Genomic DNA, 23,926 nt, shown 5'->3' on the forward strand with positions numbered 1-23,926 from the left:
AGCTCGTATGTCCGTCGACCGGCTGTTGCCCAGCGACGAAGCCGCCGAACTGATCGCGCTCGCCCGTGACGTCGCCGACAAGGTCCTGGAGCCGATCGTCGACGAGCACGAGAAGAACGAGACGTATCCCGAAGGCGTCTTCGCACAATTGGGGGCGGCGGGGCTGCTGAGCCTGCCGCAGCCCGAGGAATGGGGTGGCGGCGGCCAGCCATTCGAGGTCTACCTTCAGGTACTCGAGGAACTCGCCGCGCGTTGGGCCGCCGTCGCGGTCGCAGTCAGCGTGCACAGCCTGTCGTCGCACCCGCTGCTGGCCTTCGGTACCGAGGAGCAGAAGGGACGCTGGCTCCCGGACATGCTGTCCGGCAACCGGATCGGCGCCTACAGCTTGAGCGAGCCGCAGGCCGGTTCCGACCCGGCCGCACTGCGGTGCGCCGCGAAGGCGGACGGTGACGGATACATCCTGAACGGGTCTAAGTCGTGGATCACACACGGTGGTGTCGCGGACTTCTACACGCTGTTCGCACGCACGGGTGAAGGTTCAAAGGGCATCTCGTGTTTCCTGGTGCCAAGCGAGCTGGACGGACTGAGCTTCGGCAGACCCGAGGAGAAGATGGGTCTGCACGCCGTGCCCACCACATCGGCGTTCTACGACAACGCCCGCATCGACGGCGATCGGCGCATCGGCGCAGAGGGCCAGGGCCTGCACATCGCTTTCAGCGCGCTGGATGGCGGGCGGCTCGGCATCGCCGCAGTCGCCGTCGGCCTGGCGCAGGCCGCACTCGACGAGGCCACCCGATACGCCAACGAACGAACGGCCTTCGGCCGCAGGATCATCGACCACCAGGGGCTCGGTTTCCTACTCGCCGACATGAGCGCCGCGGTGGTCAGCGCCCGCGCCACATATCTCGATGCTGCACGCCGACGCGACCGCGGCAGGCCGTACGGCGCACAGGCTAGCGTTGCCAAGCTCGTCGCCACAGATGCCGCGATGAAGGTGACGACGGACGCCGTGCAGGTATTCGGCGGCGCCGGCTATACCCGCGACTACCGCGTGGAGCGCTATATGCGTGAGGCCAAGATCACGCAGATCTTCGAGGGCACCAACCAAATTCAGCGGCTCGTTATCGCGCGCGGGCTAGCCGACTGAGCGGGGAGGGCAGTACACCATGGACGAGTACACGACGATCACCGCCGACGTATCCGGACCCATCGCACGGATCGTGCTGAATCGCCCGTCAGCGGCGAACACCATGAACCTCACCATGACCGAGGAACTGGCGGACGTCGCGGCTCGCTGCGCCTTCGCCGGGGTCAAGGCCGTCCTGTTGACAGGGAGCGGCCGATTCTTCTGCGCGGGCGGGGATCTCGGGGATTTCTCGACAGCGCCAGATCGCGGGCGCCACATCAAGAAGGTCGCGGATGCGCTGCACCGCGCGATGTCGACGTTCGCCCGGATGGACGCAATCGTCATCACCGCCGTCAACGGTGTAGCCGCCGGCGCGGGAATGTCACTGGCGGCCAGCGGTGATCTCGTCGTGGCCGCCCGGTCGGCCTCGTTCACTATGGCCTACACCAGGGTCGGGTTGAGCCCCGATGGAAGCGCGTCGTTCGTTCTACCGCGCCTCATCGGGTTGCGTCGCACGCAGGAGTTGATGCTGACGAACCGCACGCTGAACGCGGATGAAGCGCTGCAGTGGAATCTGATAACTGAGGTGGTCGACGACGATCGACTCGAGGCACGAGCGAGCGAACTGGCTGCGACGATCGCAAGCGGCCCAGCGCGTGCCCAATCCTCGGTGAAGAAGCTGCTGCTCGCCACGTTCGGTACCGGGCTCGAGGAACAGATGGAAACCGAGGGCCAGCTGATAGCCCGGAACGCCGCCAGCGCGGACGGCATCGAAGGGGTCGACGCGTTCGCGGCGAAGCGCGCCGCGCAATTCGCCTGATACACAAGAATCCCTGGCGGTGGTGGACCAACGGCGACGTACTTCGCGCAGCGGGTGGGGCATAGTCATTTCGCCACCCGGCCGTCGGCGTGTTGTCAACATCTACTGCAGGGTGCGACTGTCCGACCAGTCGTGGCTTCAGCTGACCATCGGCCAAATGTTCCACCGATGAGGATCTGCAGACGCTCGACACCATCCGCGGCACCGGCCCGGCGGGACGGCACAGGGCGGCCCTGAGCCGACGAAAGTCAGCCTCCACACATCCCGTCAGTGATGCCAATACACCGGATATCCCGGCGAGCTATGTTGGCGCCGTCGTCGGGTTCGCCGAAGGTTTATGCCGTTCGAACAGCAGGAGATCATCGACAAGGGGTGCGTGTAGGCCGCTTCTGAGACCGGTCGTGACAGTCGAAGCGATACGTGCATAGCTGAAGCCGCTCTTCGAACGACGGGTCGAATCATGTCGTGATCGACACGGGCACGTCGGCACTTCCCCGCTTGCTGGCAGCGGGTCAATTGACGACGCTCGTTGGCGCCCCTGCTCGACGAGCCTACGCCGGCCGTTCAAGCCTCACGCAGCATGGGTTCTCAGCGGTTGGAGCTCACTCGACTTGGAACGTTGCGCTGCCGCTCAGATGAAACGTTGCGGTTTGGCGGCTGCACGCAGGATTCAATTGGACCGTTTTCGCGGCTGCGTCGCGGCTTACCACTTCGGCTGTGTACGTGAGTATGTCGCCTGGCCAAGCCACTTCATGAAACATCACCGAGAAGTGTCGGATATTCCGCGGACCCAGCCAGTCGGTCACAATAGGCCGCCATGCGCACCGCCTACAGCATGCCGACGGCGATCAGTCCCGAAAAGCCGGCGGCCCGTGCGAAGTCGACACCGCGATGAAGGGGATTCATGTCACCAGCGGCACCTCGGTAACGGACGAAGTCGGTGACTGTGAGACCCGCGTCGCTCCGTGATTCGGCAGCGCCGACGATTAGTTCGTCCCATTTCGCGGGTTGAGCCATGTGCAGTCTTAGCTTTCCCGGAACGGCGCCGGTAAGCGCCTTCGATCACCCGTCCCGCAGCGGTCAAAGACCCGCGTGCACGCGCATCGCCTCGACGATCTTGAACTTCTGTGGTTTGCCCGTCGCCGTCATCGGTAGCTGATCGACCAAGCGCCAATGCGTCGGTCGTTTGTATGCCGCCAGTCGTTGCGCCACCCACTGGCTCAGCTCGCTAACCGACGGCCTGGCGCCGACCCGAGGCACCACCGCAGCGGCCACAATTTCACCCCAATCGGGGTCCGCAAGTCCCACAACCGCGGCCTGTGCCACGTCGGGATGAGACTCGATCGCATCCTCGACTTCGCGTGCGTAGATGTTTTCCCCCCCGCGCACGACGATATCGCGTATCCGTCCACGGATGCGCAATAGGCCGTCGGCGCCGAGCGAGCCGAGGTCGCCGGTCCGCAACCACCCGTCGGGATCGATTGTCGCCGCAGTGGCTTCGGGCCGGTTGTGGTAACGATCCATCCGGATCGGGGAACGCACGCACACTTCGCCGATCTGGCCGAAAGGAAGCGGCCGCGAGGTGGTTGCGTCGATGATGCGCAGTTCACGGTGAGCCATAGCCCGCCCGACCGTGGTGGCTTTGACCGACGCGGTGTCGCTAAGCCGTGTCTGGGTGATCGCCGGCGCCTCCGTCTGGCCGTACATCACGGAGGCAGACGCTGCGAAATGCTCCTCCAGACGAGCGATCAGCGACTCCGGAATGTCAGCGCCCCCAACCATGAGCACTCTGACGCGGGGTAGTGGAACGGGACCGCCACTCGACTCATCGAGCATGCGCAAGTACATCGTCGGTACGCCGCCAAGTATGGTGGCACCGCTTTCGGCGGCTGCCGCCAGGAATTGGCCTGCCGAGAAACCGTCAAGCATGACATAGGTTCCCCCAATACACGCCATTGCCAGCGCATGCGCGACAAGGGCACCGATGTGGTAGAGCGGCAAAGCGCTGCAATAGATTTCATGCTCAGTCGGCTCGAGCGCCGGGTTCATTGCAGCGGCGGCATTGAGGCATACCCGATGTGAGAGCACCGCGCCCTTCGGCACGCCCGTGGTACCCGAGGTGTATTGGATAAGGAACGAATCCGCCGGGCGCACCACGTCGTTGCGTTGGGCACCCGTCGGCCTATTTTTCAGCCAATCGTCGATGCACCACACTTCGTTGACAGACTCCAGCTCCCCGGCCGCGCCGCGGGCCAGCTCGACGAGGCGTTGCCCTCGATAGTTTTCGGCCGCCAACACTGTGCTGGCGCCGCTGTCAGCGAGCACCGTCTTCAGTTCCGGTCCGGTCAGCGCTGGGTTGACCGGGACCAGCGGGCGTCCGGCCAGCGCCGCGGCCCACATCGCCAGGTACCACGACTTGCTGTTGGATGCGTAGACCGCCACCGGGGCACGGCCGTCGCTGATAGATCGCAACAGCTGCGCGCCGGCGCGGGACTGCTTCGAAACCTGTGTCCACGTCAACGATGCGAGGCCTTCGCCAGTAGGCCATTTGAGAGCGGCGCGGTCAGGCCATCGGTTAGTGGCCTCATCGAGTAGATCACCGAGCGTGGCTTCCCGCCATGCAGTTATCGACGGCGGGTTAGGCACTGCGCCCACACCTCCACGGTGCTGTTCGCAGGCAGGTAGGGCCGACCACCAAGCCCTCAGATCTCACGTCAGCAAAGCCCATCTGCCTGCACCTCCACTCGATAATAAGGTATATATTTAAGCTGTTGAGAGCAACAGCGATTAGTAACGCGTGTCCTTGCGCGAGGAATAGTCAATACCTGCGGATCGGTGAGTTTCAGGCGACCTTCGATTCGGCGGTTCGAGGTGGACCGCAAGCACATGGCGTTCGGCATTGGCATCCACCCTTGCCTCGGTTCACACTTCGCGAAGGTGATGTTCCAAGTGATGCTGGAGAAAGTGCAGCGTCATCGAAGGGGTCCGGCGAGGCGACTATCCGATGGACCACTGGGTGCAGACGATCGGCCTGAGCCGAGTGATCGAGGACGGTTCGAGGCCCTTCACGAGGCTCGCGTCATGAAGGTGCTCGTCGATCCGACGCAGTGAGTGTCACACCAAAGATGCGAAACCTGGTGCATCCGCATCGACTTCGACGCCCTTGATCATGCCCACCAACCGATTGATGGCACGCCCGGAGGATTCCGCGTACTCGATACCGCACAGCGCGTTGAAGTTGCAGATCATCACATCGGTGACGAAGCCGGAATCCAGATACGGGGACAGGCGCTTCATCACCTGTTCGGGAGTGCCGACGAAATTGACCTTGTCGACGGCCTCCTTGGGCACCTTGTTGCACGAATCGAGGACATAGTCGCGGTCGTACCACGGACACATGGCGTCACGGGAGAAGATCCAATCGTAACCCCACGGATGCTGGAGGCCCCATTTCTTGAAGGTCGCGGTAGTTGGCGTGTACGCCAGGGTGTTCCACCTGATGAACGGATGGTCGCGCAGCTTGTCACAGGTCGCCTCATCGTCGTCGACCACGAGGAATACCAGCAGTGCGATCGCGTGTGAATCGGGGTCACGGCCCGCGCGCTCGGCATGGTCGCGGACGATCTTGACCTTGTCGATGAACGATTGTGGGTCGTCCTCGGTGTGACCCGGCGCGGCGGTGATCCAGCCGTCCGCGACGGCGCCGGCCAAGTACAGGTTGTCTGGACTCCCGCCGGCAACCCAGAACGGTGGTGGTTCAGCGCCGTAGGGGCCCAGATCGAACTTGGCGCGCCGCATCTTCCATACCCGGCCGTCGTAATCGACCTCTTCGTTCGTATCCAGGAACGATCGCATGATGTGCGAGGCGTCCCACAGCTTGTCATTGGCCCCTTTTCGCGCGATGCCGTAGGGCTTCATCTGCTTGTTCTCGCCGTTGGCGAGCACCATCATGATTCGGCCCTGCGTCGCGTGATCGAGTGTTAGCAGCGTCTGCGCCAACACGTTTGGCGCGCGTCGAACGACGTCGACAGGACCATAGAAGAACTTGACCTTCGAGGTCTTGGCGGCGGCGGCAGTGATCAGCGTGCCCGGCTCGTAGAACGCGTCGAAGGACGGAATGTACTCGGCAGCCGTGGTGATGTCGGGCGTCCACAGACAAATAGGATGGCTGAAGCACATCTGATCGCCATAGATCACCCAGTCCATCCCCGCGGCCTCCGCCTGCACGGCGCTCTCGATACACCGATCGAAGGGCGGATACATCGCTCCATAGGCTCCCACGCGCATAGTTGACCTCTCTCCGTCAATATTTACGTACTGTGTACACAAATATAGATCGGTTGGGTACGTCCTGTCTGCAGTTCGCGGCATTCGCCAGGTAGATTGAGCCGATGACGTCAAGAGCCGACGACTCGCCCGCGACCGCGGCTGAGGCTCCGCGGCGGCGCGGCCGACCGACTCGCCGCAGCGGCGTCGCTGACCTCAGCCACGCGGAGATCATCCAGGCATCCCTCGAATGCGTTCGCAGTGACGGACTGAAGGCGCTGACGATACGCAAAGTCGCTACCCTGCTTCAGGTTTCACCGATGGCGCTCTACCAGCATTTCCCAAACAAGAGGCGATTGAACGAGGCGGTCGTCGACGCTGCGCTCAGCGAAGTTCGACAACAACCCCGCGGGGACGAGCCGTGGACCGATTGGCTGGTGTCCCAAGCGCTCGAGTCGATGCGGGTGTTCCAGGTCTATCCCGGCACGGCCGCGCACATCTTGGACCACGGAATCTTCGGTTACGGGCACCAATCCATGCGCATTGCCGACCACATCTTTGCCGTGCTCCTCGAAGCCGGGTTCGATCAGCGCAGCGCGTTGAAGATCTACACGACCTGTCTCTGCTTCGTCGCCGGTCTGATACACACCAATATCGGGCTGCCCGTTGGGATTTCGGCCAAGGAATTTCCGGCTATAGGCGGACTGACGCGGCAAGCCATCAAGGGCTTGGACGCAGAACACATCGCCGAGTACGGCTTGCGATGCCTCCTGACCGGCGTGGCCGCCGCCTCTATCGAACGTACCTGAGCGACCTACACGGCAAGCATTTCGGGGCCTGGTTGGTGCGGCTCGCACCGGCAGGATCCTAGATCCACCGGACCCACCGCCCGCCGCGTTACCTGCAACCTTCACGCCGTCGGAGCCAATTGGTGTCGAACTACCGCTCGACTAATCGGCGGGCGACCCGTGGCCGAGCCAATCGGACCGAACCTCGAGGTCGTGCTGGTTGTACTCCGGCGGTTGTTCCAGACCTGCGCCTGCCCGGCTGTCCGCACTCTGCCACCGGAACGGTAGTTTGACATGCGGCCAGTCCCCTTCGTCGCCGTCGACGATTCCACGGTCGACGTAGTGCTGGGTGGCCATCAAGGCCGGGACGTCGTAGAGGGGGCCGCCCGGGATGTCCCACTCCAGGAAACGGCTCAGCCACTCGTCCGAAGTCGCTGTGGCGAATATCGTTTCGAGTTCGTGACGAAGTTCGAACTGGTCGTACGCGAAGGCGATGGCCGTCTGATCGTGAGCGGCGACCAAATCCTCGCGACCCACTCCCTCGCAGAAGCGTCGCCAGAACTTTGGCTCCAAGGCACCGAGCATGACCGGCCGCCCATCGCTGGCGAGGTAGGTGTCGTACAACGCCATCGACGGCATCTGCCGCAGCGAGAACGGTGTCCCGGTTCTGCGCGTCATCGCGACCTCGGTGCGATGGGACTCGACGAGTGCATCCCAGCAGGAGACGTCGATCCACTCACCCGCTCCGCTCCCGCGAACGCACGCGAGCGCAGCGCACACCGCCATCGCCGCCGAGGTGGCGCCCAACTCGTTGCCCCAGCTGGTGAAAGCCCACCCCAGATGAGGTTGTCCGTCACGCCAATCCACGTTCAGGCCATCACCAAGGGCATCCATGTTCAAACCGTGGGCAGGCAATCGCGACCACGCACCGGTCTGGCCAAAACCGGTGATCGAACAAACGATCAGCTCCGGCCGCTTCCTTCGGAGCTCGACGAAATCGACTCCGCACCCTTTCCAGAATCCAGGCAGCTGGTTTTCGATGACGACGTCCGCGATGGCGATGAGCTCCAGGAGCGTCCGCAGGCCCTCGTTCGTCTTCGCGTCCAGGGCAATCGAGCGCTTACCCCAGTTCTGCGCCATGTGCTGCGGGCTCTTGCCGTCATCGGCGTATGGGGGTATCAGCCGGATGCGGTCACCGGTCGGCGGCTGCTCGACCTTGACGACATCTGCTCCCAACGCCGCCAACTTGCCTGATGTCAGCGCCGCAGGGACGAGGATCCCTAGGTCGAGTACCCGCACTCCCCGCAGCGGCATATACGTCGGCATGGAGAAGCTCCTACTCATGGAAGTTCGTGGATCGCCTGCTCGGGACAGGTCATCATTGCCCGTGCGGCGGCCTGTTCCAGTTCGCTGGGAATCAACCCGTTTGCATGCTTGACGATCGCGTGACCGTCGTGGTCGTCGAGGTCGAAGACCTCTGCGGCCGCGATCGCACACAGCGTGTGTCCCTGGCACTTTTCAAGGTCGACGCCGATCCTCATTTATGTCGCTTCCTTCCGATCGGAGACAGTCACTGGGCCAGGACACATTTGGCGTCCTCAATGCGGCGCAGAACCACGAACGGACCCTTGTAACCCCGTCTGTCGTACCGGCCGAAGCTGATATACGTTCCCGGGCTTCCCACGGCAGCAGGCAATCGATGGATGCGTTCCAACCCGCACTTCAGACCTTCGGGATCATGCGGTTTGGCCAACGACAAACCCCATGCCATCGTTTGTCCGGCGTCGTATCCCAGCGCCGAATAGCAATGCGCGGTCGCGTTCTGATGCCGATCAGTCAGCTTCGCGAAAACCGGGTTCCGCTCGTCGAATTCATCCGTGCCCGTCCATCCCTCGTAGGTGGCGATGGTCAGCCCGAAGTATCCGTCCAACGGCCAACCCACGAATATCGAACTGCATAATCGGATCGGGTTCCACCCGGGGGTCATCAGTCTGTTCACGGCAGTGAGCACCTGCCGCGCGGTCAATCCGAGCCCCATGTACACGATCGCATCGGCGCCGGCGGCCCGGGTTTCGACGACTTCGACTTCGGCCGCCTCGGTGTCGACGAAGTTCGGCAACAGCCGGTCCGCGACGACCGGCAGACCGACCCGTCGCGCTGCGAGCCGAAAGTACTGGTGAAACTCCTGCCCGAGGTAGTTGTCCTCCCGGAGGATCGCAACAGCCGTGGCGCCCTTCTCGTGCAGATATCCTGCCATCACCACCGCCTCATCGGTGGTGGAGATATTGCCCAGCGTGAAGCAGTATTCGCTCGGTACGTCAGCTGAACTGCACATCGTCAGCATCGGCACCTGCGCCTGCTCGATCGTGGGTAACAGGCTAGTCACCTGGTCGGTGAAGTGTGGACCGATGATTCCGATGCAGTGCTCGGCGTGAACGAGGTCCAGATAGGTCTGCCGCATCACGTTGAACTGACGCAGCGGCATGCCGTCCACCTCGCGCAGTACGAGTTCAACCGGCCTGTCGATGACGCCGTGCCGATGGGCCTCGTCGAAGGCGAACCTCGCGGCGGCGATCATCTCGTCGACGGCGCCGACCCCGATCCCCCAGTCCTGGATATAGCCGATGCGAAACGGATCGCGGTCCCGAGAACTCGTCTTGACAGGTGCGGGCGTGGTCATGTGCTCGACGCCGCGCGGGACCCGGGCGTGAACGTAACGGGCAGCCGAACGTAACCGTTGACTAGGCCCTGAGCGGGATAGAGCGTTGCCAGCTCCTCGTCTACGGAATAGTCGGGAAGCCTGGTCAGCACCTCGGTGATCATCGCCTCGAACATTGCCCGGGCCAGGTTCGAACCGATGCAGCGATGCGTGCCGACCCCGAATGCCAAGTGCCGGTTGACCTCCCGGTCGACGACGACATCGTCGGGCGACGGGAATTGCGCGGGGTCGTGATTGGCGGCGGCAAGGCACATCAGTACCCGGTCGCCGGGCGCAATAGTATGGCCGCCGACCTCGACCTCGCGGATGGCGGTACGGGCCTGCGTGGTCACTGGGGAGCTGTACCGGAGAAACTCCTCGGTGACCCACTTGATCTGATCGAGGTTCTTCCGCAACCATTCTCGCTTCTCGGGATTTCGGCACAACCACATCAACGCCTGTCCGGTCAGCGACGTGGTGGTGTCCACACCGCCTCCGATGACCAACATCACCATCGACTGCATCATCTCGTCGCTGATCGGCTGGTCGTTGACCCGCGACTGTTTGAGCCAGGAGATCAGATCCTGATCCTCCGGGGCTCCCGTGTCGGACCGGGAGGTGATCGCGGTGTGGATCAGCCCCATCGCCCAGGGCACATCGGCGACCGCCTCCTCCCACTCCGGACTGTGGGGAATGTGCGACGTGAGCGCATGCATCATCGTCGAGAACCGCGGTGAGTGCTCCGGCGAGAGTCCTATCATGTCGGTGATGACGTAGGCGGGTGCAGGGCTGGCGAGATCCGTGATCAGATCGCCCGCACCGCATTCGATGAAGCCGTCCACGCACTTTCCCACTAGCGCCGCGATCCGCGGGCGCCGCGACTCCACGGCGGCAGGCGAGAGAAACGGATGTAGTGCTCGACGGTACAGAAGCGATTCCGGTGGATCGAGCTCGATCGGCACATTCAGCGGCGCGGGCATGGACGGAATGTGAACGGCCACACCGTCGGTCCCCGGAGGCCGGGCCGACGAGAAGCTCTCGTCGTCCTTCAGAATTCGTGCGACGTCGTCATACCGACTGATCAGCCAGTGTCCGCCATGCCTTTCCGAGTAGCCGACCGGGCACCTTTCGCGAAGTTCACGGAACGACCCGTGCACGTCATTCGCAAAAGCCTCGGACATGTGGTCGAAATCGCCTACGTGGTGTTCCATGTGTTACGTCGTGCCCCCGAGCGGCGAGAACGGCATGGGGATCAGCGTGTTTTCGGTGAGCTCGACGACGTGCTCCCAGGCCTTTTCGAGGCCGGGAAGAAACGAACTCTCGTCTCGTGGGTCGCGGCCGGCGAACAGCTCGCCCAATGCATCGAAGGAACTGGACCAGAACACCGCGAACTCCAACGGGCTATGCCCGACACGGCTGAATAGCTGCAGTTCCAATCCGGCGTCTCCGACCGCCGACAAGACTGACTTCTCCATTGCAGCAACGAAATCGGCGACGCGCCCATGGCCGATCGTGTAGCGCTGCTCGAGCAAGATGCTGCCCGGTGCGGTCCGAGTGGGCAGCTCCGGCGGCAACGGTGAGAATGACAGCGGCACAAGGACCGTCTCGATCGAGCGCTTCCGCCACTTCGTCGCACCCCGTACGAATTCCACCATCCCGGGGTCCGCGCTGAGCTCCGCCGACGCGCCGGTCTTCTCCAGATCATCGCTGATCGGCTTCCGTTCGTCCATCCACGCCTTCCACCCGCCGCCGTAGCGCCATAGGAAGGCGAACGACGGCCACTCCGCTCCGTTCGCGTCGACCTTGAAGGCACCCACCGGTCGGATCGCCAGGCTGCTGCCCTCCCGGATGGTGGCGGGGTACAACTTCTTCTCGATGCCGTCGAGGTATTCCTGTTCCAGGCCCACAGTTGCGTGGGGTAATTCGTGCAAGTAGATCGGTGGAGACGTTTCAGTCATGCTGACTCCTTAGGTCGTTGCGGATGTGCTGGTGACGAACGGAAGTTCGAGGATGTTTCGGCAGCCTGGAGCGGCGGCGACGACCAGCGGAACCAGGTTCACCGCGCGCGCGGCGTTCATGTCCAGCACCGGTCCGACGTCGTGCGCACTGCCCAGCGTCGTGACGGTCCCACGCAGCGATGGAGTGCCTTCAATCACGGCGGTGAACTGGGGATCGTGTTCGGTCTGCCGCCAGTCCGGGCCCAATCCGTAAGCGCACGTGAACTCGCAGACCAAGGTGTACCACTGGTGCCCGCCAACGAAGCCACCGAATGTGAAACGTACGCCTGCGGCGGTGCCCTTGCGGATGAGCAATCCGTTGTCGAGCTTGATGTCTTCAGCGGCGGGTGCGTTCTCCTTCAACACCAGGCGGAAGTCGTCCAGCACGACTCCCATTGCCGACGCCACCTGGTTGGCCGCCTGCCGGTAGGCCCACTCGTAGAGCCGGTTGATGAGTTCCTCAGCGGGCGTCGATTCACCGACCGGCAGACCGAATCCGACATAGAGCTCGAGCTCGTGTGCGGAGGGGTGTTCGGTTTCGTGATCGGTCTCCTTGCACCAGACGCTCGAGACCTGCCCGGAATACCCCGACAGGAAGAGGGGCAGCGCGTCGCTGACAAGGCCGGGCATGTTGCCGCCTCCCACGATGCTGACGTTGCCCTCGGCGCATGCGGCTTCCAGTTCCGGCTTCTCGGGTTGCCCCTCCGTGAACCATGCGCCGACCCCGCAGTACACGTTCTTTCCCGATCGCAGAAGGCGAACGATGGCGTCGGATCCCGCCGCTCCGGGCTCCGACGACGCGACCGGCGCGGTGGGATAGCTGGAGACGATGCCGTTCCAGATGACGCAATCGGCCTGCAGGGCCAGGATTTCATCGAAGTCGCTGGTAGCAGCGAGTCCGATGGGATCGAGTCCGGCCAACTCACCGATGTCGCGACCGTGCTTGGCTTCACTCGATACGAGCGTCCCCACGATCTCGAATGCGGGGTCCTTGATCAGATTTCGGATGACCCGACTGCCGACTTGACCTGTATAACACTGGATTACGCGGTAGACCACCATTCCTCCTGCTGCTGGTAACTCGGCACGGGACGCACATCACGTCACCAGGAATCCACCGTCGATGACCAGGGTTTGACCGGTCATGTAACCGGAAGCGGCAGCCGCGAGACATAGGATCCCTGCCGCCATCTCGACCGGTTGCGCCATGCGGCCCAGTAGGACTCGACCTTCGCCGAGGATTGGTCCAGATCGTTGAACTGGGCTTGGCCGCAGCGCGTTCTCGGTCAGAGTTCCGCCGGGCAGAAGTGCGTTCACCCGAATTCCACGCGGTCCCAACCCAAGTGCCGCGGCCTTCGTGAGCACGTTCAGGCCGCCTTTGGAGGCTCCGTACGCCGCGTTGCCGATCACTGCAGGGTGGACCGAACTGATCGATGACACGTTGACGATGGAGCCACCGCGGTTCGCTGCCATCGACCGTCCCGCCTCCCTCACGCAAAAGGAAGGCGCCGCGCAGGTTGACGGCGTGGATAGCATCCCAGTCGTCTGTGGTCGTCTCCAGCAGAGGCGTCTTCGGGTAAATGCCGACACAGTTCACCACGATGTCGACACCCGCGATCCCCTGAAACAGATCGCAGACCGACGGCTCCTCGGTGACGTCGACCCACGCAGCCTCGGCATGCCACCCTCCTCGGTCACTGCAGCGGCCACTGGCTCCGCTCGAGATCGATCACGGTCTGCCGCAATGACTTTTGCGCCAGCCTCGGCCAGCAACAAGGCTGACGCCTTACCGATCCCTGCCGCAGCACCGACCACCACCGCAACCTTCCCGGTGAGGCCGAACAGCCGCTCGAAGTCTCCCGCCAAGTCAGTCCCCTTCGATGCGGATCTGATGAACCGTACGCTGTACGATACGTGGAACGTACTATGTACGAATAGAATGCGTCAAGGATTCGTGAATCGCACAGCTACGCTGCGAGCTGACCTTCTGGGTACGCTCACGAGCAACGGACCCAACAGGATCTATGCACAGGAGACGAAGTGGCTGCGGAGCGAATCGACAGCGAGGTCTTGTCGAGGAGAACGTCGCTCACCCTGGACACTCTCATCGACTCGGCGGTGACCATCGCACTGTCGGAGGGATTGGACGCCCTCACCATGCGACGGTTGGCGGAGGCCACCGGCAAGGCACCGATGACCCTCTACTCCTACGTGCCGAACAAGGAGGCTCTCCTCGACCTCGTCGCCGACGCCCTGATGGCCAGGGTCGTCGTCCCCACCGGTCCCTGGGATCAGGCGCTTACAGAGCTATCCCTTTCGACCTGGCGAGCCATGAGTCAGGCCGCCGGTTTGGCGTCGTTCATCTGGAAGCACGTGCCTTACTTCTTCACTCCCGAGGGACTCCGACTCGCCGACGGGGCGATGGGACTTCTGGTGGATGGCGGCTTCGAGGCGGGCGACGCCAGTCGCGCCTTGGAGGCACTCATGACGTTCATCACCGGTGATGTCCAACGACGGGAGGCCAGGGCACGACTGTCGCGCCGTTCCCTGACCCGAAAGGTGAAGGGCTACCCAAATCTCGAAGCGGCTGCGGTGGGCGCGACTGCTTCGCGAAAATCTGCGACGGAGAGCGAGGAATCATTCTCTTATGGCCTGGACCTGTTGCTGGAGGGGCTCAGGCGTGACCCTCGAAGGAAGCCACGGCGATGACACTGCGATTCTCGGTGACCCGGTCCTGCAACGCACCAGCGGAGGTCGTCTACGCCGTCCTGGACGATGTGACGAACTGGCCCCGCTGGATGCCCGGCGTCACGTCTGCGCGGTGGGAACAGAACGGCGGCCCGACTACAACGGGGCCAGGTGCGATTCGCGCGATGAAGGCGGCCGGTTTCACGACGCGGGAACAGATCACCGCCACTGACGTGCCCCACATTCAGACGTACACCATGTTGTCGGGCCTGCCCGTGCGTGATTATGTCGGCGACGTTCGGATCGAGCCTTGCAACGGGGGCTCATCGATCACCTGGGGCGCAAGCTTCACACCGCGAATCCCGGGCACGGGCAATCTCATCCGCCTCGCGATGAGGATGGCCATCGGCCACACGGCAAGCGCACTTACCCGAGAAGCAGATCGCCGGTGAGTCCTTCGAGTTCTGGCGCGAGTTTTTGCGTCGCCGACACGCTGGGCCTCAGCTCTCCGAAAGTCGCGGCCATGCTTACGAAGTGCCCGTCTGAGCTGTCAGGGTGTTGCGTGCCGACAAGGAAATGTTCAGCGCCGAGCACACTTTCGACGGCCGACTCGATCTGCCGCCTGCACCGCCCGGACCACATCGGGCCCGAGAGTTGCTCATCTTTCGTCGGCACACCCACAGTCCTAAACGATGCCGCTTAACTACTCGGTATCCGGTCCAGTCGGCCGGTGGCTGCGTTGGAAGCTGCTTGCTCAACGCCATTCTCTTGCGTGAGCTTTCGCAGGCCGGGCAACGTCGTACTGCGGCACGCGTGTGTACGTAATTGACCGGCTAAGGGACTTGATGAGCCACCAGTGCGGGCATGACGTAGGTTTTGCAGACATCCAGGAGCTTGGCGGGGCTCTCGTCCCCGGCGAGACAGAGCCAGGAATAGCACATGCGGACCCATCGCGCAGATCGCGCTAAATCGCCCGGCGGCGGCGAACACCATGAACCTCACCATGACCGAGGAACTGGCGGATGTCGCGGCTCGCTGCGCCTTCGCCGGCGTCAAGGCTGTTCTGCTGACAGGTACCGGCCGATTCTTCTGCGCGGGAGGCGATCTCGCGGACTTCTCGACAGCGCCCGATCCGGGACCGCACATCAAGAGGGTCGCGGACGCACTGCACCGCGCGATGTCGACGTTCGCCCGGATGGACGCGATCGTCATCACCGCTGTCAACGGTGTCGCCGCCGGCGCGGGAATGTCACTCGCGGTTAGCGGCGATCTCGTCGTGGCCGCCCGGTCGGCTTCGTTCACCATGGCCTATACCGGGGTGGGGTTGAGTCCGGATGGAAGCGCGTCCTTCACTTTGCCGCGCCTCATCGGGTTGCGTCGCACGCAGGAGTTGATGCTGACGAACCGAACGCTGAGCGCAGATGAGGCACTGCAATGGAATCTGGTCAATGAGGTGGTCGACGACGACCGACTCGAGGCGCGGGCGACCGAACTTGCCGCGACGATCGCAGGCGGCTCAGCGGGCGCTCAGTCGTCGGTGAAGAAGCTGTTGCTCGCTACGTTCGGTAGCGGCCTCGAGGAACAGATGGAGGCCGAGGGCCAGTTGATAGCGCGGAACGCCGCAAGCACGGATGGTATCGAAGGCGTCGACGCGTTCGCGGCGAAGCGTGCCGCGCGATTCGCCTGACAGACAACCGAACACAGGGATGGCACGAGCATCAGTACCGCTTTCATTAGAGCCTTCGACGTCCTACTCCCGATTAGATAGGAAGCCTTGACCTCTTAGGACCGACGAGACAATCGCGCCGAGTATGGGCGTCCCGCCGCTACGGATTGAACCGACCCGGGGTGCTGTTCTTGAGCATCCGGATGAGACGACGCTGTTCGTACAAATGGCTCGCTGCCAGGCGAGGTTTCAGCGCCGCAGCCGCGCTGTAGATGATTACATGGTTGAGACCCTCGTCGATGAGCGGCTGGAGGTAACCCAGCACATCTTCAGCTCTGCCACACGGAATGAGGCTTCTGAGCAGCTCAGGTGTGACCACTCGGCCGTGGTGTGCGAGGTTGTCGGCCTCCAATACCGCTGGGTCCAAATCTGGAAAGCCCTTGTAGTCCGCCCCAAGCGGATGGTCCACACCAACGGCGGCCCATGCGGAAGCCGGTAACGTCAGCAGCAGCGCCTGCACCATGGGTTGCCGGGACAGTTCCACCGCCGCAGCTTCACCGCGGCATAGCAACGGTGCGAAATATGCGCTGCGCGTGACGGACTCTGGATCCTTCCCCGCGGCGCGGGCGCCCTCAGCCATCTGCTTTGCACCGGCATGCCAACCGTCGATTCCGAGATTGAGAATGAATATCCAGCCATCCCCTTCGCGGCCCGCGAGCCGGCAGGTCCTCGGTCCCTGGCCGGCCACCCACACGTCTGGTGAGCTTCGCCGCCACTGCGGAAGCGCGAAGGTTGCGTCATGCCATTCATGAAATTGGCCCTCATGCGTCAGGGGGGCAGAGGACTCCCACGCCGCACGAACCGCAGCGACGACGTCCTCCAGTCGACTCACGCTTCGTTGAAGGTCGAGGCCGTAGGGCTCGGTGTTCTCAGCCTCACCCGCACCGATGCCGAGCACCGCCCGTCCCCCAGTGAGGTGGTGCAACGACATCCACACCCGAGCGAGATCGGCAGGCGTACGTCTCACGGCGTCAGTGACCGACGTACCCATCCGCGGACCGCGGCGCCCGGCATACTTCGCGATGGCCACTGTTGGATCCAAAAAGGCGTCCAGACTGGGGATCCACCGCGCGAAAGGTGACAGATGCGGTCCCCATGCCGAGGACGGGAACATGGACTTGGCGTGATCGCCGAACCAAATATCTTCCGCACCGAGCAATTTAGCGAGCCGGATGTTCGCGCGCAGACTCCAGAGAGGGGTGATCGGGTCGACGTAACATCCCACGCCGACCCGATCGCCGGTGTGCACCATCTAACCGGTCGTTCCTGGCTCAGGCTGGTTGACCGCGCCGGGGCTCATGGGGATTGGCACCTCTGGGCCCGGGCAGGCGTATTCGGTTCCGGCCCCGCACATGTCGTTCCTCAGGTAGGTCGGGTAACCCTTGGGCGTCGAGTCGATCTGCAATGCCATGAAGTTGATCGCGACGTTGAAGATCACGTAGATGACGTTGAGGAAGCCGACGATCGCGAACGTACGGATGGCAGTCTGGGCCCGTTGCGAAACGGCCAGCGATTCTCCGCCGCGTTCGACGACCGAACGCCCTTTGTCGTCACGGAAATAGCGCAGGATCCCGCTCGACGCCCAGACAAAACCCCAGAAAAGCGACTCGTAGAGCGGAAACTGGTACCGCTCGCCGCCCCACAACGACAAGCTGTATACGGCACCGTTGTAGGCATACAGAGATGTCCGGCACATGAAGACCTCATAGGCCAAATCCATGAAGAACCCGGCGATCATGGCGACAGTTATCAGACCGAGCGCTCCCATGCTTGGTCGGATCTGCTTCGCCTTGCGCATCGCCGTCGAGACGGCGATGCTGAACAACAGGCAGCACAGGTAACCAAAACCCGACATCAGCAATGGTGATGGCAGGTTGCCCCCGTGCGGGCTGATCCAGCCCGGAATCTGCTCCACCCATGATCCAAAGCTGATCAGGTAGCTGTTGTAGAAGAACGTGGGGCGGATGTAGTTGAGCACCGGGTCCTGCCACATCACGCTGAACCATGCGATCAGCAGCATGCCGTCGAAGGTCAGGCGTCGCTCACGTCGAGCCTGACGAACGGCCCACCCGATTGCCACCCCGATGGCAATCAGCGTGGCGATCTGCACAAACCACGCCCAGAACTTGACGATGCCGGGTACCGGGTCGGCACCCGTCCGGGGATGATGGAATTGCGGCGAGGCAAACCATCGGATGTATATGTACAGCTGCAGGACCGTGAATGCGAGGCCAACCAACGCCCATGCCTTGACGGGTGTAATCCGCCTCGTCTCCGCCGGATTGGCCGCCGCCGCTTGGGTCTTTCCGCGCGATTCCGTGATGCTCATACCTGTTCCTCCTGTAGCTGGGTAAGCGTGGCCCGACGTCGCGGTGCACGGGCGTACTTGTTGGACTTGGACCGATCGGCGCTGCGCTCTGCGGTAACAATCGCGTAGTTGAACAATCGGTTGAGGTCAGTCCCGAGAGCCTCGACACTTTCGGCGCGACCGAAGCCGGATGAGCCGAATACCTTCTGCAGCTCCGAATCGCCGCTTTGCGAGCCAAGCGACAAGCAAACCGACCCGATGCGGCTCCTGCGTGCCTCGTCAAGCGCGCGTCGCGTGTCGCCCATCGCATAGATCGCCTCGTAGCCGTCGTCATAGGGAAACCCGTCGGAGAGCACCACCAGAAGCTTTCGAGAGGTACCCGAGTGCTTCACGAGGATCGATGACGCATGTCTGATCGCTGCCCCCATGCGCGTGAACCCCGCAGGCGATAGACGCGCAATGTTCGTCCGCCAGCGTGAATCAAGTGGCTTCTCAAAGAGTTTGATGGGATAGAGGTAGACGCTGGCCCTGCCTCGTGAGTTGAATCCGTAGATCGCCACCCGGTCGCCGCGCAACTCCAGCGTGCGGGCGATCCGCGCCGCGGCGTGCACCTGGGCCTCGCATGCGGTTCGTCCGTTCGCCGATCTCTCGCCGGTCGAACCCGACGCATCGATTAAGATCAGCACACCCAAGTCGCGGCCGACTCTGCGAATGGAAGTGAACAGGCGGTCGTCGGGAGTCTGTCCCGCTCGCGCATCGGCGCGCGCCGTGACCACTGCATCGAGGTCGAATTCTTCGCCCTCACTTTCATGGCGGCAGCGTCGCAAGTCCAAGTTGGAACGCCCCAAGGGATAGCGCAGTTGCGCCGCGCCGATAACCCGATCAATTTCGCCCACCGGATCGAGCTCACGTACCACGCAATAGTTTTCGCGATAGCGGCGGCGGTTGACATCCCATTCGGGGTAACGGGTGCCACCATCGGACACCTCCCCTGTGGTGGATGATGCGTTGGGGAGGCGCATGGGTACCCGAATTCCGCCTCCGCCCCAGCGACGACCGTAGACACTCTTCGTCGGAGAGTCGTCATTGGCGCCACCGCCGGCCGTCGCGGATTTCCGTGAGGCACCCGACAGGGCTGCGAACAGCCGTGCCAACCGGCCGTTACCCCCCAGCGGGGAAGACATCAGCTCCAGGAAACGCGATCGCTCCGCGTCTTCATCGTCGTCGGCGTCGCTCTCCTGGAAGTTGGGTGCACCGGATCTAAGCGTGTTCGGCGCGCCCAACGGCGTCTGTTTCTCTAACTGACGCAACAACGCCTTGGGGCGTAATTCGCCCAGCGATGTCGGCAGTTCCGCGACGGTTCGTCGACTCAAGGCGATTTCCAGCGACTCGACTGCAGAACAACTCAATTTCTGCTCAACACCGGCACCCGGTTTCGACATGCAGGGAAGCAGCCAGGCCAATTCCTTGGTCGCGCGGCGTGCTTCGAGTGCGAAGTAGCGCCGAGTGGGACGAGGCTTTCCTCTGAGCCGACGGACCACGTCGGGATGACAGGTTCCGGCTCCCAGGATGCTGGCATGCAACACAACCACATTGACGACTTCGGACAGGGGACAGTCCGTAGGGATGAATATGCTTTGAGCGTCGGTGTAGGGCAGGGTGCCGGCGGCGGCCGCTCTGAGCGCCAGCCTGCGCCCGGCGATGGCGCTTGCCAGCAGTGAGTACCGGCCGATGTCGGTTATGAATCGGGCCACGTTTGTCCCGTCGACGTGAGCCGCATCACCGTCTGGCACAAAACCGAACGATACGCCGATAGCTACATATTATGCAATATGTAGCCTTAAAATCATCTAGCTATTTTCGCGGCCGGACTGGCCCAACTGCGATATCGAGGCGGTGTTGTGCGGCACGGCGAGAGGCGGCGCCGTGGCGCCGGCCAGGTCACGCTGGGGCTTGTATGCCGGGTAGCGCAAAAGTCCGTACGTAGTGGCGGATCTCGTCCAGATCGTAGTCAGGCTTGAACAGTAGAAGGATGAGGCTAACGTCCAGCAGCCACTGGATCATGTCTTCTACCGATAGGACTGCCCGGACGTAGCCGCGCTGTTGGGCTTCCAGTAGATATCGGGAGGTGACGTCGATCGCTCGCTGCTTCAAGCGTTCCGACATCCCTGCGGAGCGAAATGACCCGCCCTCTATCCAGAAGCCCATCACTTGTTTTAGCCCGGGCGTTATGCGCGCGTCGTAGACAGCGCTAGAGATGGCGTCGACGAGTTTGTCGGGAAATGGCTCCAAGCCAACAAGTTTCGCTTTGGCCCGCTGCAACAACGGGGCAGACCTCTGGTCCAACAACTCGACGATGATCGCTTCCCGGTCCGCGAAGTGACGATAAACCGTCACGCGATGGACTCCGGCGGATTGCGCGATCGCGGCAACCGTGCAGCGTTCCAGTCCGAGACGGTCAACGCAGTCGCCGGCCGCGACGATGATGCGATCTCGCGTCGACATCACATGCCTGAGCTGGCGGTTCGGGTATCAGCGGACATCTGGCCATCCCATCACATCCCCGATCACGGACCGGGCCAGCTGGTCATGTGTTACTCCGCCGCGTCGATATAGCTGTCAATCAGGACGCGGAGCCCTTCAGATATCTGCGGGTCATCGGTCATGGGAGCACCGAGAGCTCCCCACGCGGCCGATCGCGCATCGACGCCTGCTGCCATCAGCCGACCGGCAGTGACCAGCGTCCGCGTGGAAGCCACTTCGCGTAGGCCCGATGCCTCGACCCGCCGGATGGCGGCCGCCATCCGCACCAGCCGGCGTGCCGCCGCATGCGGGATGCCCGTCTCGTGCCGCAGCACTTCCAGCTCGACCTCCTCGGACGGAAAGCCCAGCTCGATGCCCACCATCCGTTGTCGAGTCGAGTCTTTGAGATCCTTCAACAGACTCTGATATCCCGGGTTGTAGGACACCACCAGCTGGAACTCGGGCGGCGCCTGGAGTATGACATTCAAGCGGTCGATCGGCAGTATGCGCCGATGATCAGTGAGGGAATGCAGGACAACCGTCGTGTCCTGCCGAGCCTCGACGATTTCGTCCAAATAGCAGATCGCCCCATCTCGCACCGCACGCGTGAGTGGGCCGTCGGTCCATACAGTGCGGTCACCCTCGAGGAGGAAGCGTCCAATAAGGTCTGACGAGGTCAGGTCCTCGTGGCAGGACACCGTGATCAATTCGCGCCCGAGTCGGTAAGCCATTGCTTCGACGAACCGTGTCTTGCCGACGCCCGTCGGGCCTTTGAGCATGACCGGCAGCGATTGACGGTGAGCGGCCTCGAACATTTCGATCTCGTTGCCGGACGGCACGTAAAACGGGGCAGCCGTCATGGTCTCCACACTCATGGTGATCAGATGATCCTTCCGAAGTCGATTCCGTGACACGCCAGAGCCAAAAGTCGCCTCGCCAGTTGACCGGAATGCGAACTGAACCGAGGGCGGTCGAGGGCCTGCGTGACACTACAGATTAGCGCTTCTGTAGCGGCTCCGGAAGTGTCCGAAGTCGTGGGAATCTCCTGCTACGCGCCGGGTTGATCAGCGCGTTGAGCCCGCTGTGCACGTCGATCGCGCGCGCGACCGGTCTCCCCAACCTGCGAAACCTGAATCAGCTCGGGCCCAGCCGCCTCACGGCGAAGTGTGCACGATGCGACCCGCCAGTGATCGACGCCGGCAATTCTTGATTTCCTCGATGGCTAATAGTTTTTCGATGTCATTCACGCCTGCCGCTCCTCATCGCGATCTTCAGTGTTATCCATCTCGACGGCGCGGACGCCAAATGGTCATGGAGATCGTCGTCAGGTCGAGAGCTTCGCTCAGCGGCATCTTGCCTTGCGCCATGCGGGTCATGAACGCCGCCATCACATCGTTGGGTTCCGCATCGAGTTCGTACACGGCGAGATAACGATGCGCAGGAGGCGGCAGAGTCGGCAGGTTTTCGCCGGCGGGCGGGTCGAACTCGGTCATGTCATAACGCTGGGCGGCCACCACGCCGGGACAATCCACCACATCGGCAAGGTGCCGAGTGTCGTACCACTCGTTGAACGCTTCATCCTGACCCTCCACGGCGTTGCTGAAAACTAACATCAGCGTCTTCGACATCGACTACCCTTTCTCGAACAGCAAATGTGGCGGTACGCCTGCCTAGAGCTATCACGCTGCAGCGCCTATCAATTCACTGGCCAACCCGTGAAGGGGCCAAGCCTGCCGATGCCAAGGTCATGGAGGTGGCCGTGCCCCTCCCGCCGGTGCGGCGAGCAGCGCGTCGACACGCTTATAGCGACAACTCATCGCGGCGTGGATTGTTCGGCCCTCCGGCGCGCTATCGAGGCCCTCAACTCGGGTCGGTAGTTCGAAAGGACCTGGGCATCTGTTTCACGTCGAACCGTCGTCGTCAGGTTGCCGCTCTCAAGGCCGGCAAGCAGGAATTGCTTGGTCGTCGCCAACGCGTCGGCACTGTGGTGACACAGCTCGATGGCGGCGCGTAATGCCGCGTCGTCCACGTCCTCGTCGGGCCATACCTCTGCTGCCAGGCCCGCGGCCAGTGCGCCCGCGGCATCCAGGCTGTGTCCACGCAACATCAGATCGGCGGCGCGGTTCATACCGACGACTCGAGGCAAGAGAAAGCTAATGCCCATCTCAGCCGCGAGCACGCCTAGGCGGGTCTGCGGGAGGCTGAATACTGCGGATTCTCCGGCAAATACGATGTCTGCGCCCAACGCCAATGCAAATCCTCCGCCGACGGCGGGCCCGCGAACCGCTGCGACAACAACGGCGCGGCATGCACGCAACCTCAACGGTATGTCGGCGAGCCGGTTCATCTGATCGACCAGAGCTGCTGCCCCGCCGCGGCTTTCGGGATCGCCATCGTAATCGTTCATGTCGAAGCCCGAGCAAAATGTACGTCCATGTGACCGAATGAGTACGACCCGATGAGCGCAGTCAGACGTGAGGAGATCGAGGGCGGCGTGGATACTTTCGATCGCGGCATCGTCCAACGCATTGAGCCGGCGCGGACGGTTCAAGGATATTCGCAGGACGCCGTCGCTGGGGACATCGACGTCAACCCCGTCATCGGTGGAAGCGGCCTCGGAGGCGTTGAGTGCCAACGGTATTCCGACTGTTGGCGATATGCGATGGCTCATCGTTTCATGGCACGCCAGCAGTCCCGGCTCAGGCCACCAACCACGCGAAGGCGATCAGCACCGCCGCCACCCCGACCCCCCACGATTCATATAGCAGCCTCAAACCGATTGGCGCAGACCTCAACTCCATAAAATCGAGGAGCACCCACCGCACCTTGACGAACGCGAGCACGATGACCTCTGTCCAGATCAGTGCTTGCCCCTCGCTCAGCACCGTGCCGCCATGGCCGACCGTCAGCCAGAAGGCCACCAGGGTGGCGACGAGCAGCATAGCGAACGAGACGGTTGCCCGCTGGCGCACCAGTTCCTTCATGA

The 23,926-nt window shown here is 62.8% G+C and carries 25 protein-coding genes and 1 pseudogene; 6 read left to right on the top strand and 20 right to left on the bottom strand.

The window, feature by feature from the left end; all coding sequences use genetic code 11:
• The first annotated feature begins 7 nt into the window (after positions 1–7).
• Both G6N51_RS08380 and G6N51_RS08385 read left to right on the top strand, forming a co-directional pair.
• The gene (locus G6N51_RS08380) at positions 8–1,147 is read left to right on the top strand and encodes an acyl-CoA dehydrogenase family protein (protein WP_083169447.1); all 1,140 of its coding nucleotides are present in this window, start codon (positions 8–10) and stop codon (positions 1,145–1,147) included.
• 19 nt (positions 1,148–1,166) lie between these two features.
• On the top strand, positions 1,167–1,946 hold the full coding sequence (locus G6N51_RS08385; protein WP_083169449.1) for an enoyl-CoA hydratase/isomerase family protein: 780 nt from the start codon (positions 1,167–1,169) through the stop codon (positions 1,944–1,946).
• A gap of 828 nt (positions 1,947–2,774) precedes the next feature.
• Here the strand turns inward: G6N51_RS08385 and G6N51_RS29615 are convergent.
• The 3 genes from G6N51_RS29615 to G6N51_RS08400 all read right to left on the bottom strand — a co-directional run bounded on the left by G6N51_RS29615 (position 2,775) and on the right by G6N51_RS08400 (position 6,209).
• Positions 2,775–2,963, bottom strand: coding sequence for a MaoC/PaaZ C-terminal domain-containing protein (locus tag G6N51_RS29615; RefSeq protein WP_197747117.1), 189 nt, complete (start codon positions 2,961–2,963; stop codon positions 2,775–2,777).
• A gap of 63 nt (positions 2,964–3,026) precedes the next feature.
• Complete coding sequence (locus tag G6N51_RS08395; RefSeq protein WP_142274855.1) at positions 3,027–4,592, bottom strand: class I adenylate-forming enzyme family protein; 1,566 nt, start codon at positions 4,590–4,592, stop codon at positions 3,027–3,029.
• Between the two features lie 468 nt (positions 4,593–5,060).
• Positions 5,061–6,209, bottom strand: a complete 1,149-nt coding sequence (locus G6N51_RS08400) for an LLM class flavin-dependent oxidoreductase (protein WP_158086185.1) — start codon at positions 6,207–6,209, stop codon at positions 5,061–5,063.
• A gap of 128 nt (positions 6,210–6,337) precedes the next feature.
• Here G6N51_RS08400 and G6N51_RS08405 point away from each other — a divergent pair, with 128 nt between their 5' ends.
• On the top strand, positions 6,338–7,021 hold the full coding sequence (locus tag G6N51_RS08405) for a TetR/AcrR family transcriptional regulator (RefSeq protein WP_083169455.1): 684 nt from the start codon (positions 6,338–6,340) through the stop codon (positions 7,019–7,021).
• Between the two features lie 141 nt (positions 7,022–7,162).
• Here G6N51_RS08405 and G6N51_RS08410 read toward each other — a convergent pair whose 3' ends face one another.
• From G6N51_RS08410 to G6N51_RS29425, 9 genes and pseudogenes are all read right to left on the bottom strand, one after another.
• Positions 7,163–8,326, bottom strand: coding sequence for a CaiB/BaiF CoA transferase family protein (locus G6N51_RS08410; protein ID WP_158086186.1), 1,164 nt, complete (start codon positions 8,324–8,326; stop codon positions 7,163–7,165).
• Between the two features lie 14 nt (positions 8,327–8,340).
• Complete coding sequence (locus tag G6N51_RS08415; protein ID WP_083169459.1) at positions 8,341–8,541, bottom strand: ferredoxin; 201 nt, start codon at positions 8,539–8,541, stop codon at positions 8,341–8,343.
• A gap of 29 nt (positions 8,542–8,570) precedes the next feature.
• Positions 8,571–9,680, bottom strand: a complete 1,110-nt coding sequence (locus G6N51_RS08420) for an ABC transporter substrate-binding protein (protein WP_083169461.1) — start codon at positions 9,678–9,680, stop codon at positions 8,571–8,573.
• The gene (locus G6N51_RS08425; protein ID WP_083169463.1) at positions 9,677–10,909 is read right to left on the bottom strand and encodes a cytochrome P450; all 1,233 of its coding nucleotides are present in this window, start codon (positions 10,907–10,909) and stop codon (positions 9,677–9,679) included. Before G6N51_RS08425 ends, G6N51_RS08420 begins: the two co-directional genes overlap by 4 nt.
• A 3-nt stretch (positions 10,910–10,912) precedes the next feature.
• Positions 10,913–11,656, bottom strand: coding sequence for a hypothetical protein (locus tag G6N51_RS08430; protein WP_142274856.1), 744 nt, complete (start codon positions 11,654–11,656; stop codon positions 10,913–10,915).
• Between the two features lie 9 nt (positions 11,657–11,665).
• Positions 11,666–12,757: a hypothetical protein gene (locus G6N51_RS08435; RefSeq protein ID WP_083169467.1), complete on the bottom strand. Its 1,092-nt coding sequence runs from the start codon at positions 12,755–12,757 to the stop codon at positions 11,666–11,668.
• Between the two features lie 36 nt (positions 12,758–12,793).
• The gene (locus tag G6N51_RS08440; RefSeq protein WP_083169469.1) at positions 12,794–13,231 is read right to left on the bottom strand and encodes an SDR family NAD(P)-dependent oxidoreductase; all 438 of its coding nucleotides are present in this window, start codon (positions 13,229–13,231) and stop codon (positions 12,794–12,796) included.
• A pseudogene (locus G6N51_RS29620) lies at positions 13,203–13,364 on the bottom strand (SDR family oxidoreductase); the annotation flags it as partial. The pseudogene G6N51_RS29620 and the gene G6N51_RS08440, both read right to left, overlap by 29 nt.
• On the bottom strand, positions 13,289–13,513 hold the full coding sequence (locus tag G6N51_RS29425) for an SDR family NAD(P)-dependent oxidoreductase (RefSeq protein WP_306460833.1): 225 nt from the start codon (positions 13,511–13,513) through the stop codon (positions 13,289–13,291). The pseudogene G6N51_RS29620 and the gene G6N51_RS29425, both read right to left, overlap by 76 nt.
• A 222-nt stretch (positions 13,514–13,735) precedes the next feature.
• On the opposite strand from G6N51_RS29425, the gene G6N51_RS08455 reads away from it, so the two are divergent.
• The 3 genes from G6N51_RS08455 to G6N51_RS08465 all read left to right on the top strand — a co-directional run bounded on the left by G6N51_RS08455 (position 13,736) and on the right by G6N51_RS08465 (position 16,070).
• Positions 13,736–14,404: a TetR/AcrR family transcriptional regulator gene (locus tag G6N51_RS08455; protein ID WP_083169473.1), complete on the top strand. Its 669-nt coding sequence runs from the start codon at positions 13,736–13,738 to the stop codon at positions 14,402–14,404.
• Entirely contained in the window at positions 14,401–14,835 is a 435-nt protein-coding gene (locus G6N51_RS08460; protein WP_083169475.1) for an SRPBCC family protein, read from the top strand. Before G6N51_RS08455 ends, G6N51_RS08460 begins: the two co-directional genes overlap by 4 nt.
• Before the next feature lie 497 nt (positions 14,836–15,332).
• Entirely contained in the window at positions 15,333–16,070 is a 738-nt protein-coding gene (locus G6N51_RS08465; protein WP_249025994.1) for an enoyl-CoA hydratase/isomerase family protein, read from the top strand.
• A 139-nt stretch (positions 16,071–16,209) separates the two neighbouring features.
• Here G6N51_RS08465 and G6N51_RS08470 read toward each other — a convergent pair whose 3' ends face one another.
• The 8 genes from G6N51_RS08470 to G6N51_RS08505 all read right to left on the bottom strand — a co-directional run bounded on the left by G6N51_RS08470 (position 16,210) and on the right by G6N51_RS08505 (position 23,924).
• Positions 16,210–17,361, bottom strand: a complete 1,152-nt coding sequence (locus G6N51_RS08470; RefSeq protein ID WP_083169479.1) for an LLM class flavin-dependent oxidoreductase — start codon at positions 17,359–17,361, stop codon at positions 16,210–16,212.
• Positions 17,362–18,438, bottom strand: coding sequence for a spirocyclase AveC family protein (locus tag G6N51_RS08475; RefSeq protein ID WP_083169481.1), 1,077 nt, complete (start codon positions 18,436–18,438; stop codon positions 17,362–17,364).
• Positions 18,435–20,210, bottom strand: coding sequence for a nitric oxide reductase activation protein NorD (locus G6N51_RS08480; protein ID WP_142274857.1), 1,776 nt, complete (start codon positions 20,208–20,210; stop codon positions 18,435–18,437). Before G6N51_RS08480 ends, G6N51_RS08475 begins: the two co-directional genes overlap by 4 nt.
• A gap of 148 nt (positions 20,211–20,358) precedes the next feature.
• Positions 20,359–20,922 carry a TetR/AcrR family transcriptional regulator gene (locus G6N51_RS08485; protein WP_083169485.1) on the bottom strand — a complete coding sequence of 188 codons (564 nt, stop codon included), beginning with the start codon at positions 20,920–20,922 and terminating at the stop codon, positions 20,359–20,361.
• An 89-nt stretch (positions 20,923–21,011) separates the two neighbouring features.
• Positions 21,012–21,815 carry a CbbQ/NirQ/NorQ/GpvN family protein gene (locus G6N51_RS08490; protein WP_083169487.1) on the bottom strand — a complete coding sequence of 268 codons (804 nt, stop codon included), beginning with the start codon at positions 21,813–21,815 and terminating at the stop codon, positions 21,012–21,014.
• Between the two features lie 402 nt (positions 21,816–22,217).
• The gene (locus G6N51_RS08495; protein ID WP_083169489.1) at positions 22,218–22,568 is read right to left on the bottom strand and encodes a DUF4286 family protein; all 351 of its coding nucleotides are present in this window, start codon (positions 22,566–22,568) and stop codon (positions 22,218–22,220) included.
• 185 nt (positions 22,569–22,753) lie between these two features.
• A complete protein-coding gene (locus tag G6N51_RS08500) occupies positions 22,754–23,575 on the bottom strand; it encodes an enoyl-CoA hydratase/isomerase family protein (protein WP_158086189.1) in 822 nt (273 codons plus the stop codon).
• A 64-nt stretch (positions 23,576–23,639) separates the two neighbouring features.
• Positions 23,640–23,924 carry a cytochrome C oxidase subunit IV family protein gene (locus G6N51_RS08505; RefSeq protein WP_083169493.1) on the bottom strand — a complete coding sequence of 95 codons (285 nt, stop codon included), beginning with the start codon at positions 23,922–23,924 and terminating at the stop codon, positions 23,640–23,642.
• Between the last annotated feature and the right edge of the window lie 2 nt (positions 23,925–23,926).

The sequence above is a fragment of the Mycobacterium paraseoulense genome, assembly GCF_010731655.1.
GTDB classification, from domain to species: domain Bacteria; phylum Actinomycetota; class Actinomycetes; order Mycobacteriales; family Mycobacteriaceae; genus Mycobacterium; species Mycobacterium paraseoulense.

What these genes read in the sequence shown, in the direction of transcription:
- G6N51_RS08380 (WP_083169447.1), top strand. Translation starts at nt 8, where the DNA reads ATGTCCGTCGACCGGCTGTTGCCCAGCGACGAAGCCGCCGAACTGATC.
- G6N51_RS08385 (WP_083169449.1), top strand. Translation starts at nt 1,167, where the DNA reads ATGGACGAGTACACGACGATCACCGCCGACGTATCCGGACCCATCGCA.
- G6N51_RS29615 (WP_197747117.1), bottom strand. Translation starts at nt 2,963, where the DNA reads ATGGCTCAACCCGCGAAATGGGACGAACTAATCGTCGGCGCTGCCGAA.
- G6N51_RS08400 (WP_158086185.1), bottom strand. Translation starts at nt 6,209, where the DNA reads ATGTATCCGCCCTTCGATCGGTGTATCGAGAGCGCCGTGCAGGCGGAG.
- G6N51_RS08405 (WP_083169455.1), top strand. Translation starts at nt 6,338, where the DNA reads ATGACGTCAAGAGCCGACGACTCGCCCGCGACCGCGGCTGAGGCTCCG.
- G6N51_RS08410 (WP_158086186.1), bottom strand. Translation starts at nt 8,326, where the DNA reads ATGCCGACGTATATGCCGCTGCGGGGAGTGCGGGTACTCGACCTAGGG.
- G6N51_RS08415 (WP_083169459.1), bottom strand. Translation starts at nt 8,541, where the DNA reads ATGAGGATCGGCGTCGACCTTGAAAAGTGCCAGGGACACACGCTGTGT.
- G6N51_RS08420 (WP_083169461.1), bottom strand. Translation starts at nt 9,680, where the DNA reads ATGACCACGCCCGCACCTGTCAAGACGAGTTCTCGGGACCGCGATCCG.
- G6N51_RS08425 (WP_083169463.1), bottom strand. Translation starts at nt 10,909, where the DNA reads ATGGAACACCACGTAGGCGATTTCGACCACATGTCCGAGGCTTTTGCG.
- G6N51_RS08430 (WP_142274856.1), bottom strand. Translation starts at nt 11,656, where the DNA reads ATGACTGAAACGTCTCCACCGATCTACTTGCACGAATTACCCCACGCA.
- G6N51_RS08435 (WP_083169467.1), bottom strand. Translation starts at nt 12,757, where the DNA reads ATGGTGGTCTACCGCGTAATCCAGTGTTATACAGGTCAAGTCGGCAGT.
- G6N51_RS08440 (WP_083169469.1), bottom strand. Translation starts at nt 13,231, where the DNA reads ATGCTATCCACGCCGTCAACCTGCGCGGCGCCTTCCTTTTGCGTGAGG.
- G6N51_RS08460 (WP_083169475.1), top strand. Translation starts at nt 14,401, where the DNA reads ATGACACTGCGATTCTCGGTGACCCGGTCCTGCAACGCACCAGCGGAG.
- G6N51_RS08470 (WP_083169479.1), bottom strand. Translation starts at nt 17,361, where the DNA reads ATGGTGCACACCGGCGATCGGGTCGGCGTGGGATGTTACGTCGACCCG.
- G6N51_RS08475 (WP_083169481.1), bottom strand. Translation starts at nt 18,438, where the DNA reads ATGAGCATCACGGAATCGCGCGGAAAGACCCAAGCGGCGGCGGCCAAT.
- G6N51_RS08485 (WP_083169485.1), bottom strand. Translation starts at nt 20,922, where the DNA reads ATGTCGACGCGAGATCGCATCATCGTCGCGGCCGGCGACTGCGTTGAC.
- G6N51_RS08490 (WP_083169487.1), bottom strand. Translation starts at nt 21,815, where the DNA reads ATGAGTGTGGAGACCATGACGGCTGCCCCGTTTTACGTGCCGTCCGGC.
- G6N51_RS08495 (WP_083169489.1), bottom strand. Translation starts at nt 22,568, where the DNA reads ATGTCGAAGACGCTGATGTTAGTTTTCAGCAACGCCGTGGAGGGTCAG.
- G6N51_RS08505 (WP_083169493.1), bottom strand. Translation starts at nt 23,924, where the DNA reads ATGAAGGAACTGGTGCGCCAGCGGGCAACCGTCTCGTTCGCTATGCTG.